General features: G+C 66.4%; 9 protein-coding genes and 1 pseudogene. 5 read left to right on the top strand and 5 right to left on the bottom strand.

Translation table 11 applies throughout. The features are described from left to right. A pseudogene (locus WAX14_RS03845) lies at positions 1–392 on the bottom strand (hypothetical protein); the annotation flags it as partial. 705 nt (positions 393–1,097) lie between these two features. On the opposite strand from WAX14_RS03845, the gene WAX14_RS03840 reads away from it, so the two are divergent. The 4 genes from WAX14_RS03840 (at position 1,098) to WAX14_RS03825 (ending at position 10,579) form a co-directional block, all read left to right on the top strand. Further along, complete coding sequence (locus WAX14_RS03840; RefSeq protein WP_422626768.1) at positions 1,098–6,575, top strand: carboxyl transferase domain-containing protein; 5,478 nt, start codon at positions 1,098–1,100, stop codon at positions 6,573–6,575. Between the two features lie 807 nt (positions 6,576–7,382). Continuing rightward, complete coding sequence (locus WAX14_RS03835) at positions 7,383–8,216, top strand: 3-oxoacyl-ACP reductase family protein (RefSeq protein WP_422626765.1); 834 nt, start codon at positions 7,383–7,385, stop codon at positions 8,214–8,216. Between the two features lie 43 nt (positions 8,217–8,259). After that, positions 8,260–10,116: a 3-oxoacyl-ACP synthase III family protein gene (locus WAX14_RS03830; protein WP_422626764.1), complete on the top strand. Its 1,857-nt coding sequence runs from the start codon at positions 8,260–8,262 to the stop codon at positions 10,114–10,116. Positions 10,117–10,207: 91 nt separating this feature from the next. Next, a complete protein-coding gene (locus tag WAX14_RS03825) occupies positions 10,208–10,579 on the top strand; it encodes an excalibur calcium-binding domain-containing protein (RefSeq protein WP_422626763.1) in 372 nt (123 codons plus the stop codon). A gap of 73 nt (positions 10,580–10,652) precedes the next feature. Here WAX14_RS03825 and WAX14_RS03820 read toward each other — a convergent pair whose 3' ends face one another. Next, a complete protein-coding gene (locus tag WAX14_RS03820; RefSeq protein WP_422626762.1) occupies positions 10,653–10,991 on the bottom strand; it encodes a winged helix-turn-helix domain-containing protein in 339 nt (112 codons plus the stop codon). A gap of 69 nt (positions 10,992–11,060) precedes the next feature. On the opposite strand from WAX14_RS03820, the gene lhgO reads away from it, so the two are divergent. Beyond that, entirely contained in the window at positions 11,061–12,260 is a 1,200-nt protein-coding gene (gene lhgO / locus WAX14_RS03815) for an L-2-hydroxyglutarate oxidase (protein ID WP_422626761.1), read from the top strand. Between the two features lie 4 nt (positions 12,261–12,264). On the opposite strand, the gene WAX14_RS03810 is transcribed toward lhgO, so the two are convergent. Genes WAX14_RS03810 through WAX14_RS03800 form a run of 3 tightly spaced genes read right to left on the bottom strand, consistent with a single transcriptional unit; the run spans position 12,265 to position 14,665 of the window. Next, positions 12,265–12,969 carry a type 1 glutamine amidotransferase gene (locus WAX14_RS03810; RefSeq protein ID WP_422626760.1) on the bottom strand — a complete coding sequence of 235 codons (705 nt, stop codon included), beginning with the start codon at positions 12,967–12,969 and terminating at the stop codon, positions 12,265–12,267. 42 nt (positions 12,970–13,011) lie between these two features. Beyond that, a complete protein-coding gene (locus WAX14_RS03805; protein WP_422626759.1) occupies positions 13,012–13,752 on the bottom strand; it encodes an oxygenase MpaB family protein in 741 nt (246 codons plus the stop codon). Positions 13,753–13,756: 4 nt separating this feature from the next. Next, on the bottom strand, positions 13,757–14,665 hold the full coding sequence (locus WAX14_RS03800; protein ID WP_422626758.1) for an oxygenase MpaB family protein: 909 nt from the start codon (positions 14,663–14,665) through the stop codon (positions 13,757–13,759). Between the last annotated feature and the right edge of the window lie 36 nt (positions 14,666–14,701).

Here is a 14,701-nt window from a genome sequence, read left to right as displayed (position 1 = left end):
CCCTGCGCGTAGTGGGCAGGCGAATACGCGAACGTGCGGTGCGCCGCGCGCAGGCGCTTGTCGAGGTCGAGCGCGCGATAGTCGAGCACCAGACGCGCCGCGCCGGGCCGCAGGTCTGCACTGCGTGCCGCGACGCGCCGGTGTTCGTCGGTGAGTCTGCGCAGGTCGCCGAACCCACCGAGGGTGGGCAGGGGACGGCAGGCACGGCGTCGCGCGGCGAGGATGTCGCGGGTCTGCTCGTCGAGATGGCCGGCGGCGAGGCACAGGGCGGCGGTGTCGCTCAGTGGCGCGTGCCTGCCGTCGATCCGGTTGTGCTCGCACCAGTGGCGCACCTGGTGGTCGATGCGGCTTCGTCGCAGGGCGGACGCATCGGGCGCGTGTTCGTCGGACATCTAGGGCCTCCTCGCGGTGTCCGGACTCTTCCACTGTCCCAGAACCTCGGCGTGGCGGCACGAACCGAGCGGGTACCTCGGCCCGCGCGACGATTCGGTGAGATGAATCACATCGAAATCGCAATTTGTCCGTTTTGCCGCAAATTTCCCCGCAAATACGGGGAAATCGCCCTCGTCGAACGCCTACCCGGTGCCGATACCGGCGAGTAACAGTGACAAACCGTCGGATCCGGACATTACCGACGGATGTTACTGGCAAGTATGCACGTGACGGGCGTCACCTGCGCGCCGTGAAGCCTCCACAGGAAACGGCAATCCCGTTCCTGCCCAGCCCTTTTCGACTACACCACCACTGGCGCACCCGACAGAATCCGCACCGGTACCGAAAACGTGACAAACCCTCATGTTTCCTTCATGCTGTTAACCGGAAGGATCACCCGCGCGGGGTTCGGTCATCGACGACGATGACCGAGAGTGGCGGGGAGACCTGCCGCAGAGCCGTCCGCCGGACCGGGTCCAGCCCGGTCGCCGGACTCACGACCTGCCCGTACCCACTGTGAGGAGTCGGCCGATACATGCACATGTCCGCGTTATCAAGCCGTGACGTTGGCGTTTCAATCGGTTAACTTGTTTTTCTCATTGGGGCGGAGTTTCGACGAGCGTCGCTTCGAGCACGCACAACCATGGAGAACGGTGGCATCGAGTATGTTCAAACGGATCGCAGTGGTCAACAGGGGTGAGGCGGCCGTCCGCCTCATCCGCGCAGTCCGGGAGCTCAACTCCGAGCACGACTACGGCATCAAGACCATCGCGCTGCACACCGACGCGGAGCGGCGTGCCATGTTCGTCCGCCAGGCCGACGAAGGCGTGACCCTCCGGCCGTCCACCACGGCCGCGACCTCCTACCTCGACCACGCCGAACTCGAGCGCGCCCTCATCGAAGCGAAGGCCGACGCCGTATGGGTCGGCTGGGGCTTCGTCGCCGAGGACCCCGCCTTCGCGGAACTGTGCGCCAAGCTGGGAATCACCTTCATCGGCCCGTCCGCCGACGCCATGCGGTTGCTCGGCGACAAGGTCGAAGCCAAACTCCTCGCCGAGAAGGTCGGTGTCCCCGTCGCCCCGTGGTCCGGCGGTCCGGTCGAGAATCGCGCCGACGCCCGACGCCACGCCCAGGCCATCGGCTACCCGCTGATCATCAAGGCCCGCTCCGGTGGCGGCGGACGCGGCATCCGCAAGGTCTACGCGGAGGACGAACTCGAACTCGCCCTCGAACGCACCCAGGGTGAGGCCGAGCGTTCCTTCGGCGACCCCGTCGTCTTCATCGAACGCCTGGTGACCGACGCCCGCCACGTCGAGGTCCAGGTCATCGCGGACAATCACGGCAACGTGTGGGCGCCCGGTGTGCGCGACTGCTCCATCCAGCGCAAGAACCAGAAGGTCATCGAGGAATCTGCGTCGCCGCTGCTCACCCGCGAGCAGTCCGATCACCTGCGTGCCGTCTCCGCCGACCTGGTCCGCGCCGCCGGATACAGCGGTGCGGGCACCGTCGAATACCTGTACCAGCCGGACCTGAAGATCTTCACGTTCCTCGAGGTCAACACCCGCCTGCAGGTCGAGCATCCCATCACCGAAGCCACCACCGGCATCGACCTGGTCAAACTGCAGATCCTCGTCGCTTCCGGCGACGCCCTTCCCGGCGACTGCCCCACCGAGTTCGGTCACGCCGTCGAGGCCCGCCTCAACGCCGAAGACGCCGACAACGGCTTCGCTCCGGCCCCCGGCACCGTCCAGTTGCTGAAGTTCCCGCTCGGCTCCGGTCTGCGCGTCGACACCGGCATCGCCCAGGGCGACGTCATCCCGCCCGACTACGACTCGATGGTCGCCAAGATCATCGCGTGGGGCCGCGACCGCGACGAAGCCCTCGCCCGTCTGCGCACCGCGCTGCGCGAGACCACCGTCGTGCTCGACGGCGGCACCACCACCAAGTCGTTCCTGCTCGAACTGCTCGACCGTGACGAGGTCGTCTCCGCCTCCGCGGACACCGGCTGGCTCGACCGCACCGGTGCGGGCACCGCCACCGGCCCCACCCGCGTCGCGGACGTCGCGCTGATCGCCACCGCCGTCGACGTGTACGACGCCGACGAGGCCCGTGAACGCGCCGCCTTCCTCACCTCCGCGCGCGGTGGCCGCCCCCGCGCCGGCCACACCGTCGGCCGCAAGATCGAACTGAGCTACCAGGGCCAGGCGTACGAACTGTTCGTCGGCCAGGTCGGCCCGCATCGCTATCGCGTCGAAACCGGCAGCGGCGAACAGGATGTCGACGTCGATCGGCTCGGCGACTACGAATCCCGCGTCACCGTCGCCGGGCAGCGCCACCACATCGTCTCGATCGCCGGACCCGCGCACTTCCTCGTCGAGGTCGACGGTGTCAGCCACCAGATCAGCCAGGACGAAGCCGGCGTCGTGCGCACACCCGCGCCCGCCGTCGTGGTCGCGGTGCCCGTCGCCGTCGGCGACGACGTCGAAGCCGGCCAGACCCTCGTCGTGCTCGAGTCCATGAAGATGGAAACCGCCGTCCGCGCGCCCTTCGCCGGCACGGTCCGTGAAGTCCTCGCCGTGGTGAACTCGCAGGTCGACGCCGGCGCCCCCCTGCTGCGGGTCGACCAGGTCGCGGAGGAAACCGTCACCGCGGTCGTCGAGCGGGTCGAGTTTCCGGCACCCGCTCCGGCCGTCACCGGGGACGCCGACTGCGACGCCCTCGCCCGCATCGACGCCCTCGAGGCCCTGATCACCGGCTACGACGTGTCCGCCCAGCGCACCGCGACGCTGCTCAGCGAATACGACCGGCTGCGCACCGAAGCCGGCAAGACCTGCGATCTGGTCCGTGCCGAACTGTCGCTGCTCACCACCTTCGCGGACGTGTGCGAACTGTCCCGCAACCGGCCCAGGCAGGACGAGGAGTCCGGCGACGACCGCGTCCACAGCCCCCGCGAGTCCTTCCACGGCTACCTGCAGTCCCTCGACGTGGAGGTCGGTGGCCTGCCGGACAGCTTCCGCACCCGGCTCTCTCGCGCACTGCGCCACTACGATGTCGACTCGCTCGACCGCACCGGCGACCTCGAAGAGGCCGTCTACCGGTTGTTCCTGGCACAGCAGCGCATCGAGACGGCGGTACCGGTGGTGTCGGCGCTGCTCGAACGGTGGCTCGCGAACGTCGAATCCCCGCGCCTGTCACACGAACTCAACGAGGTTCTGGACCGGCTAGTCGTCGCCACCCAGGTGCGCTACCCGGTGATCGGGGATGCCGCCCGCAACCTGCGGTTCCGTTTCTTCGAGGAACCGGTGATCCGCAAGGCCCGCGAGCAGGTGTACGACGGTGTCCGGGGGAGCCTCGCCTACCTGGCCGACAATCCGCAGGCCGGCGACTACGCGCAGCGCATCGACACCCTCATCGCGACCCCCGAGCCGCTGATCGATCTGCTCGCGCAGCAGATCACCCGCCCCGAATCGGTTCCGGGGCCGCTGCTCGAGGTGATCACCCGGCGCGCCTACAAGATTCGCACCCTCGAGGACGTGCAGTCCTACACGGTCGACGGCCGCCAGTTCGTCACCGGCAATTTCGATCTGCGCGGCACTCGCCTGTACCTCATCTCCGCCGAATCCCGGCATGCCGAACTGTCGGCGGTCCTCGATTCCGTCGATGCCGCTGCCCGGCCGCTGCCGAGCACCGAGAACCTGGTGATCGACCTGTATGTGGCGTGGGACGACGCCCCGGACGACGCCGACGCGCAGGCCGACGCGCTGCGCACCGCGCTGCTCGCCCGCCCGGTGACCGCGACCGCTCGCCGCGTCACCGTCACGGTGTGCCACACCGACACCGCCGAGGAACACGTCTTCACGTTCCGGCCCTTCCCCACCGGCTACGCCGAGGAAAACAACATCCGCGACATCCACCCGCTCACCGGGCAGCGACTGGACCTGTGGCGGCTGAAGAACTTCGTCGGCACCCGGATCCCGGCGAACCCCGACACGTACCTGTATCACCTTGTCGCCAACGATAATCCGTCCGACGAGCGGTTCATCGCGCTCGCCGAGGTTCGCGACGTCGCACCGCAACGCGACGAGACCGGTGCGATCGCGGCACTGCCGGCGTTCGAACGGGCGCTGGCGAGCTGCCTCGACGGGATGCGCCGGGCGCAGGCCGCCCGCGGCAGCCGCCGCCTCGACTCGAATCGGGTGGTGCTGTTCGTGTGGCCGGTCGTCGAGCTGACCCTCGACGAACTCAACCGGGTCGGGCAGGCCGCAGCGCCGCTCACCGTCGGTGCGGGCCTCGAAGAGATCACCGTCATCGGCTGGCTCCGCGACCATCCGGAATCGCCGGCACGCGAGGTCGCACTGCGGTTCTCGTACCGGTCCGGCGCCGGCGTCGTCGCGCGGGTGACCGATCCGCCGAAGGAACCGCTGCAGCCGCTCGACGAATACACCCAGAAGGTCCAGCGTTCCCGGGCACGCGGCACCGTGTACCCGTACGAGCTGATTCCGCTGCTCACCACGACCGACGGCAGCTTCGTCGAGTACGACTTCGACGTCTCCGGCGCGCTGGTGCCCGTCGACCGCCCGTACGGCCGCAACACGGCGGGCCTGATCGTCGGCGTCATCACCACCACGACCGCGCGGTACCCCGAGGGCATGACCCGCGTCGCCCTGTTCGGTGACCCCACCAAGGCGTTGGGCACCGTCGCCGAGGCCGAATGCTCACGCATGGTCGCCGCGATCGACCTGGCCGAGCAGCTCGGCGCGCCCGTCGAATGGTTCGCGCTCTCCTCCGGCGCCACCATCTCGATGGATTCCGGCACCGAGAACATGGACTGGGTGTCGCGTGGACTGCGCCGCATCATCACGTTCACGCAGAACGGCGGCGAGATCAACGTGATCGTCACCGGCATCAACGTCGGCGCCCAGCCGTACTGGAACGCCGAGGCGACGATGCTCATGCACACCAAGGGCATCCTGGTGATGACCCCGGACAGCGCGATGGTGCTCACCGGCAAGCAGTCCCTCGACTACTCCGGTGGTGTCTCGGCCGAGGACAACTTCGGCATCGGCGGCTACGACCGTGTCATGGGCCCGAACGGCCAGGCACAGTACTGGGCACCGAACCTGTCCGCGGCCGTCGACATCCTGTTCGGTCACTACGACCACGCGTATCTCGCACCGGGCGAACGGTTCCCACGCAAGGCACCGTCGCACGATCCCGTCGACCGTGACGTGCGCGTCTACCCGCACGTGCATCCGTCGAGCGACTTCACCACCGTCGGCGACATCTTCTCGTCGACGACCAACCCGGATCGCAAGAAGCCGTTCGACATCCGCACGGTGATGCGTTCGGTCGTCGACCAGGATCATGCGGTGCTCGAGCGGTGGGCGGACATGGCCGACGCCGACACGTCCGTCGTCTTCGACGCGCACCTCGGTGGGCATGCCGTCACCGTCGTCGGTATCGAATCCCGGGCGATCGCCCGCAAGGGCTGGTTCCCCACCGACGGACCGGACCAGTGGACGTCCGGCACGTTGTTCCCGCGGTCGTCGAAGAAGACGGCCCGTGCGATCAACGCGGCGAGCGGCAACCGGCCCGTCGTGGTGCTGGCGAACCTGTCCGGCTTCGACGGCTCCCCCGAATCGCTGCGCAACCTGCAGCTCGAGAACGGCGCCGAGATCGGCCGTGCCATCGTCAACTTCGACGGACCCATCGTGTTCGTGGTGGTCTCGCGCTACCACGGCGGCGCGTTTGTCGTGTTCTCCGGAGCGCTCAACGAGAACATGGAGGTGCTCGCCGTCGAAGGGTCGTTCGCCTCCGTGCTCGGCGGTGCCCCCGCCGCCGCGGTCGTGTTCACCCGCGACGTGAACAAGCGCACCGCGAACGACCCGCGGATCGTCGAGCTCGAAGCCCAGGTCGCCGCCGCCGAAGACGGCGAAAAGGCACGCCTCGGTGTCGAACTCGCGACGCTCCGCACCACCGTTCGGTCCGAGAAGCTGGGCGAGGTCGCCGCCGAGTTCGAGGCGATCCACAACATCCAGCGTGCCCAGCAGGTCGGCTCGGTACACCGGATCGTGCCGGCCGCCGAACTGCGCCCGCAGATCATCGCCGCCGTCGAACGAGGGGTCGCGAAGACGCTCGCGTAAGCCCGCACGATACAGAAGCCCGCACGATACAGAAGGGCCCCGCACCTGTTCGGAGGTGCGGGGCCCTTCCGTGTCGGCGCCTCGGCCGTCGGAGCGAATGTATCGCCTGCTTCATCAGATCGACCGAGAGTGCCACTCGCTCGGAGGGGGCGCGGTGCGGGCGTGGCACTGCGGGTCATATCGACCGAATGACCCCGAGCGGATGTGGCACCGAAGGCCAGACCGCTCGTTTTTGATCGGATTCACTTCGGCCGACGAAGCGCCGGCGGATATCGACCCCACCGAACGTGCGCTACGCCGAACGAATTTCGGGGAGGCGTACGACATCGCCCGAAACCCCAATAGCCACTCTATTGTAAGTTGTTATGTAACAACAGTTTTCAAACACTACTTTTCAGTAAGTCCGGGTCACTGGACAATTCGACACACATGACACCCACGCAGAATGCGTCTACCGCGGCACTCGTTTCACGAATGAGGGCCGAATTCTCGGGCGTACTTACCGGGCAGTACATGCTGGACGCATGACCTGATCGATACCGGAGGATTTCCTGACATCGGGCCAAAAAACACCATCTACCAGTAGGTTTCGAACAGTCCCGGATGAGAAGGGACCAAAGTACCTAGGGCAGTGTGGACATGACAAACACCGGACGATGTTGCAGGATCATCTGCATCAGTATTCGATCCCTCGATATACAACCCCTCGAACAGGTTCCCGATCCTTTTCGGCTCCAGCGGAATTCTTCGCAGCGACGAAAACGTCGAGAACACATCGGAAAACACAATCCGAGCAGGAGAACTCACATGACCAGCACACTCGAGCCGTCATCCATCACTGTCATCCCCGGCGCCAAACTCCGCGGGCGCGTCGCATTCGTGACCGGCGGAACCCGTGGCATCGGCGCGGCCATCAGTCGCAGCCTCGCCGCCCAGGGTGCCACCGTCGCGGCCGGCTTCGGACGCAACACCGACCAGGCAGCACAGTTCCTCGACGTTCTCGAGCGCGACGCTCAGCACGGCGCCCGCATGAGCGTGCACCAGGGCGACATCTCCGACCCAGCCGCGTGCCGTCGCACCATCGACGAGGTGATCGAGCGCCACGGTCGCCTCGACATCCTGATCAACAACGCCGGCATCACGATCGACCGCACCGTCCCGAAGATGACCGACGACGACTGGAACGACGTCATCTCCGTGAACCTGTCGGGAACGTTCTTCATGGCGCAGGCCGCCATGAAGCACATGCTCCCCCGCGGAACCGGCCGCATTGTGAACGTTTCGTCCGTGATCGGCGAGACCGGCAATATCGGCCAGGCGAACTACGCCGCATCGAAGGCCGGCCTGTTCGGCCTCACCAAAACGCTCGCCCGTGAGGCGGCGTTCCATTTGGAGCGGGCAGGCAAACTCGACGACGGCAGTATCGGCCTGACCATCAACACCGTGACACCCGGTTTCGTTGCCACCGAGATGGTCGAGACCATCCCCGACAAGGTTCTCGACCGCATCAAGGAAACGATCCCGGTCAAGCGGCTCGCCCATCCCGACGAGATCGCACGGGTCGTGCACTTCCTCGCCGCCGACGCCTCGTCGTACATCACCGGCCAGGTGTGGGGCGTCAACGGCGGCCTCGACATGTGACCCTCCCCCGCCCGACACCTCTCCCGAACGGCAGATCGTCCCCATGCAGCAATTCGAAGTCAATCGACACGGTCGAATCGTGTTTCCGTGCAACTTCTTTCCTGAACTCGACTTTTCGTCGATCTCCAGCCTCGAACAACTCGATTCGATCATCCGCCGCGACTTCGACACGAAGGCACCGACGGTCTCGGAGATGATCTCCCGCAGCACGCAGGGTGCGTATCGGTCGAAGGCCGATCTCATGCGCGACATGGCGTTGAATGTCTACTGGGCGAACCGGTTCGCCATCACGATGTTCGACAAGCGTCCCACCAGGTGGGCAGACGTGCCGCGGACACGAGACGACCTGTACATGCCGATATTGACCCCGTGGCCCGGGAGCGAGGATCGAACCGCGGAAGTCGAGTCCGCATTCCGCGCATTGCCGTCCGGCCTGGACGCCGCCGCAGAAGATCGCATCTTCGACGTGCTGTTCGACGTGTTCGCCGCGCGCAAGAACATCGCAGCGGATCTGCCGACCGTCAAACCTACTGTTGCGCAGCTGCTATCGGATTCGAGCAACATGACGTTGCGGCTCGGCGACTACGATCCGGATTTCCGTCGCTACGGCTACGACGAGATCCTCGACGTTTCCGAGGACGTCGCCGAACTCGAGGCGCTGCACCGCTGGGCGATGGTGCTGCACAACCAGCAGCCCTGGAATCGCGGCCAGGCCGAACTCGTCGCGGTGGGTGACCTGCAGGACGACGACTACGTGGTGGTCCTGCATCCGCGTGACCGGCACGTTCAACGCTTCATTTCCCGAACCCCGGCAGCGACCGCGCCCGCCATGGCGTCCGCGCCGGTCGCGCCGGCACGCCCGTACCCTCCGATCGATGTCCGCCGCGACTTCGCCGTCCGGCCGCGGATCGAGGCCGTGTCGGCCGTGCACGGCGACACGGTGTGCACGAACAACGATCTGATCCGCAATTCGGCGTACAGCTGGTCACCGATGACTGCGGACGAAATCACCGCGAAGACAGGAATCGAGCAGCGGCGCTACACCTCCGGCAGCCTGGAGGAACTCGCGTTGGCGGCGGCGAAGTCGGCACTCGTGCACGCCGGCCGCGGGCCCGAGGACATCGGCGCCGTGATCGTGTGTACGTGCACCAGCTCCCGGCCCATTCCCTCGCTCGCGACCTGGATCTGCGGTGAGCTGGGAATTGCCCAGGTGCACACGGCATTCGATCTGGTAGCGGCGTGTGCTGGTCTGCCGTATGGTCTCGCCGAGGCGACCCGGATCCTGCAGCAGGTCGAGCGGCCGGTCCTCGTGGTGTGTGCCGAGAAGTTCTCCGACAAGGTCGGCAATGTCCGACCGTCGCGGATGATCTTCGGTGACGGTGCGGCCGCGATCGTCGTCGGTGTTGCGCCGGACGACACCGAATCCGATATCGAATACCTGCAGACCTATGCCGGCGGTCCGGTGAGTGAGATCAACTCGATCATCTGGCCGAATCCGGACTTCGACAACTCCATCACGGTGTACGGACCGGAAGTGAAATCGCTGGCCGGCCGTTACCTCGAACAGATGCTCGACGAAGTCACGGCATTGCCCGCACCTACCGGAAGGCGGGGCACCCTCCTCGACAACATCGACGTGGTTGTGCCGCATCAGGCCAACAAGACGATGGTGCTCGAGCTTGCCGCCGCGGCCGGTCTGGCGGCCGACCGGCTGTACTTCAACATCGACAGGGTCGGCAATGCGTCGTCGGCGAGCATCCCCCTGGCCATCGTCGATGCCGTCCGGGACGGTGCGATCACCGAACCGGTACGGGTGTTCGCGCCGGGCTTCGGCGCCGGAGCGGTCGCGGGGTTCGCGGTGTTGCGGATCGATCCTGCGGTGGTCGCGCCGATCGCCTGACCACGACCGAACCTCGTAACGAACGGGCCGGACGCCGCGATCTCAGCTCCGGTCGGCCTGTCGGCCGAACTCGTCCCGAAAGGAACACCGAATGAAGTTCCGACGTTTCGCGCTCATGGCGCTCGGATGCGTATCGCTCACTGTGGTTGCGCCTACCACGGCGTCCGCGTTCAGCCTCACCGATCTGCTGCCGACAGGCGTCGCCGACATCGTCCCCAGCGGGTCGGCGGGCTTGTTCGCACCGCCCGCGCCTCCGCCGCCGCCCGCACCTCCGGCACCGGCACCGGCACCACAGGCACCAGCACCGCCACCGGCGCCTCGGCCCGCACCGAGCATCGGGTACAAGAACTGCACCGAGGCATGGGAAGCCGGTGTGGCGCCGCTCTACCGCGGGGAGTCCGGCTACGCGCCGAAACTCGACCGCGACGATGACGGCGTCGCCTGCGAGCGCGACCCCCGATAGCGACGGGGAGAGGACCATCCACCCGGACTGACCAGGTGAATGGTCCCTTCACCCGAATCGCGGGCGGCCCGCCTCACTCGATTTCGGTGAGTGCAGCGAGTCGACGCTCGGCGCTCGTCAGCGCCTCGCGGGCGGTGGCCAGGTCTTCGCGCAGGGCAGCGAGTTGCCGGTGCATGCCGAGGGTCATGTCTCCCGGTTCCGGGATCGCCAGTACGTAGGACCCACTTCCGCGGCGGGTCTCGATCAGCCCCTCGATCCTCAGCACCTCCTGCGCATCCTGCACGACGGACGGAGAGACCTCGTAATGTGCGGCGAGGTCGTGCACGCCGGGAAGTTGCTCCCCGACCCCCCATTCCTTCCACGTCAGCCGATGCTTGAGATCGACGGCGACGGCTTCGTACTTGTAGCCCATATCCGAACAATAACACTTATACGTACAACTGATATTCTATTCTCAGGGTGGACACCTACCATTGCGCGCATGAGTGCACTACGGGTCGCGGTCGTCGGCGGCGGAATCATCGGTGCCGCAACAGCACGCCGACTCACCGAATGCGGTGCCACCGTGACCCTCTTCGAGAAGGAACGCGCCCTCGCCGCACACCAGACCGGACACAACAGCGGCGTCGTCCACGCCGGGCTGTACTACACACCCGGCAGCCTCAAAGCCCGATTGTGCCGACGCGGCGTCGAACTACTACGCGACTACACGACCGAGCGGAACCTACCGTACGAGGAGTGCGGCAAACTCGTCGTCGCTCTCGACGAATCCGAACTCGACCGCCTCGACGCCATCGGCATACGGGCCGCCGCGAACGGAGTGCCCGGCATCCGACGAGTCGGGCCCGACGAGATCGAGACGATAGAACCGCACGCACGCGGCATCGCTGCGCTGCACTCCCCGCACACCGCGATCGTCGACTACGTCGCGATCACCGCCGCATTCGCGGGCGACGTCGCCGCGGCCGGGGGCACGATCCGCACCGGCACGACGGTCACGAGGCTGCACACCCGTGGCGACGAAGTCGTCGTCGGAACCCACACCGGAACAGACGCATTCGATCTCGTAATCACGTGCGCGGGGCTGCAATCCGACCGGATCGCGCGCGACGCCGGTGACGCAGCGATGCCACGCATCGTACCGTTCCTCGGCGACTACTTCCTGCTGCGCCCGGAACTCTCGACGACGGTGCGTGGCCTGATCTACCCGGTGCCGGACCCACGCTACCCGTTCCTCGGAGTGCACCTCACCAAGCGCATCGACGGTTCGATCATGCTCGGCCCCAACGCATTCCTTTCCCCCGGACGCGAAGCGTACGACCGGCGCTCCGGTTCCGCGCGGGACCTCTGGGACGCAGTCGCCTTCCCCGGCTTCGTACGCTTCGCGGTACACAACGTGCCCGCGGCGCTGCGAGAACTGCGGACCGCGGCAAGCACCCGCGAATTCGTCACCGAGGCAGGGAAATATGTTCCCGGGCTCAGCGTCGGCGATGTGCTGCGCGGACCGCGTGGAATCCGCGCTCAGGCGATGAACACCGACGGCAGCCTCGAGGACGACTTCGTCGTCACCGGACACGGACGGCTCGTGCACCTGCGCAACGCGCCCTCCCCCGGCGCGACATCGTCGATGGCCATCGCCGAATATCTCGTCGACGCCGCGCTCGAACGGGTCGGTCGCTGACCGCTCAGCCGATCGTCTCCAACCATCTCGACATGACCGCATCCGCCTGAGCGGCCGTCTGTGAGTGCACCGACGCGAGTTCCATGAGCACGGAATCCGCCGCCCCCGCTCCGAGGACGTCCTCGAGTGCGCGACGGTACTCGTCGATCGCGAGCCACTCCGCGGCCACATCGGGACCGGCCTCGAGGTGGAACTGCACGCCGTAGCTGCGGCCGTGCCGAAACAACTGGTTCGGATAGGCCGGCGACGACGCGAGCAGCGTCGCCCCCGCCGGCAGATCGAACGTGTCGCCGTGCCACTGCAGGGTCGGGAAACTCGACGGCACATCACCCCACACCGGGTCCGCCGCGGCGGCGTCGGTCAGTTCCACATCGCACACCCCGACCTCGGGAGTCACGCCGGGATACACCTTCGCGTCCAGTGCCGCAGCGAGCAACTGCGCGCCGAGACACACTCCCCACACCGGGACATTCGATGCGAGAGCCGAACGCAGATAGTCGATCTCGTCGCCGATCCACGGCACGACCGCGCCGTCGTTCACGCCCATCGGACCACCCATGACCACGATGCCCCGGTAGTCGACGGTCTCGGGGAGCGACTCCTGCCACAACCGGACCGTATGCACCGGACCGTACTTCTCCAGCGCCGGCAGATACTCGGCGGGACCTTCGCACTCGACGTGCCGCAGTTCGAGGAAGCCAGAAGTCATCGGCACATCATGCCAGCCGAACATTGCGTGCGGTAGTCCACATCAGAGCCGGGAAACGTCGAATATGCGACGAGTCGGTGCGGCCATCACCTTGCGTCGCAGCACGTAGCGGCGCAACGCCCGCCGATCACCTGCGGTGACCTCGACCGACCACATCCGCTGCGCAACGGGATGCATCAGTGCGCGGACCGCTCGCGTCGGCACCCGACGCTGCACCCAGTCCCGCGGACGCAGCACCTGATCCCGATAGCTGTCGCCCCGCGGGGTCCGGTGCAGTTCGGTACGGCACGTTTCGTCGAACCAGTCGGTGAACTCCGCCCACGTGCCCGGCAAGCCCCGGTCGCTGACCCCGTACCGGCGGTACCACGCGCCGCAGTCGCGGTACAGGTCCTCTCGCTCGGTTCCGGTCAACGGCCGCACGAACACCTCGATCATGGTGACGAGCGTGTCCACATAGGTGGCGTGCTGGAACTGGAACACATCCGGATTCAGACTGTGATAACGACGGCCGAGATCGTCGACGCCCGAGATCCGCTCGTGTCCACGCCGGATGATCGACGACAGATCGGTATCGTCGTACGCCATCCGTATCAGCAGTGGAACGGTGTGCTGCTTGTGCAGCCACAACCGGCGCGGAGTGCGTGAATGTTCCATGCCCGCAGCAATTGCCGGATGCAGCATCTGTAGAGCCGCCGCGCGGGGCAACGTCAGCAGGAACCGTCGGTCGCCGAGGTATCGCCGCAGCAGACCGCCCGGGTCGATGTCGGTTTCACGCGTGACCACGGTGTCAGATGATGTTCTTGCCGGATTTGATTCGGTGACGAAGATCGGCCATCAAGGCCAGGCTGCCGCCGTGCCGGATGAACTTCGGGATGAAGCGGTTGACGAACGAGACGAACACGAACAGGTGCTCGAATCGGCGCCGATCGTCTTCGCTCCAGCTCGAGCCGAGCTGTTCCCGGAAGTACGGCGGCAGTGTCCCGATCGTCAGGAATTGCAGCAGATTCCGGAACATCATCCGCATCGGCCAGTTGATCATCTTCAGCCCCACCAGATCCAGTAGGAACCGAGTGGTGGCCTCGTCGAACACCACGCGTTCGCACCCGAGGTTCCAGTACCGCTCGAAATCCGCTCGCGTGGCGGGCCACATCTCCTCGGTGACCTGCAGGGTCGTGCCGAGCTTCGATGCGGTCGAGTAGAAGTCCTCGAGTTGCTCGTCGTCGAGCGTGCCGTGCAGCAGTTGGTAGCTGTCCTCGATGCCGACATAGAGGCACGCGGCAACCCACATCTGCAGTTCGCGGTTGAACGCGTTGTATTTCACTGGGCTGTTCGCGTCGGAACGTACCTGCCGGTGCGCGCCGTCGACGGCCTTCCGGAACGCGATGCGCTCCTCGTCGGTTCCGAGGATCGCGACCGCCAGGTACTGCGTGGTGGTGCAGGCACGCTTCCACGGATGGTGGACGATCGACCCGGACGGCACCTTGCTTTCCATCACGCCGTACGCGACCTCCGGCCAGCCGAGCTGCATGATGACGTTCGAGGCGGCACCGGCGAACGACCAGAAGTCGATCGCATCGGACAGGGCGTGCTTCTTGCGGCTCCACCGGTTCGGCCCACTCGTGATCCTGATCCGCGTGCGGGCAGATGTCAGCACAGGCTCTGTTTCCGCGGCTTCGTCCAGGTAGTGCGTTGGCATCTGGTCCTCCTGATGTCGTTCGGATGATGACTACTC

The sequence above is a fragment of the Rhodococcus sp. (in: high G+C Gram-positive bacteria) genome, assembly GCF_049299235.1.
Classification (GTDB): Bacteria; Actinomycetota; Actinomycetes; order Mycobacteriales; family Mycobacteriaceae; genus Rhodococcus.
The sequence above is the reverse complement of the archived record's forward strand: the minus strand, read 5'-3'. Positions and strand labels throughout refer to the sequence as shown.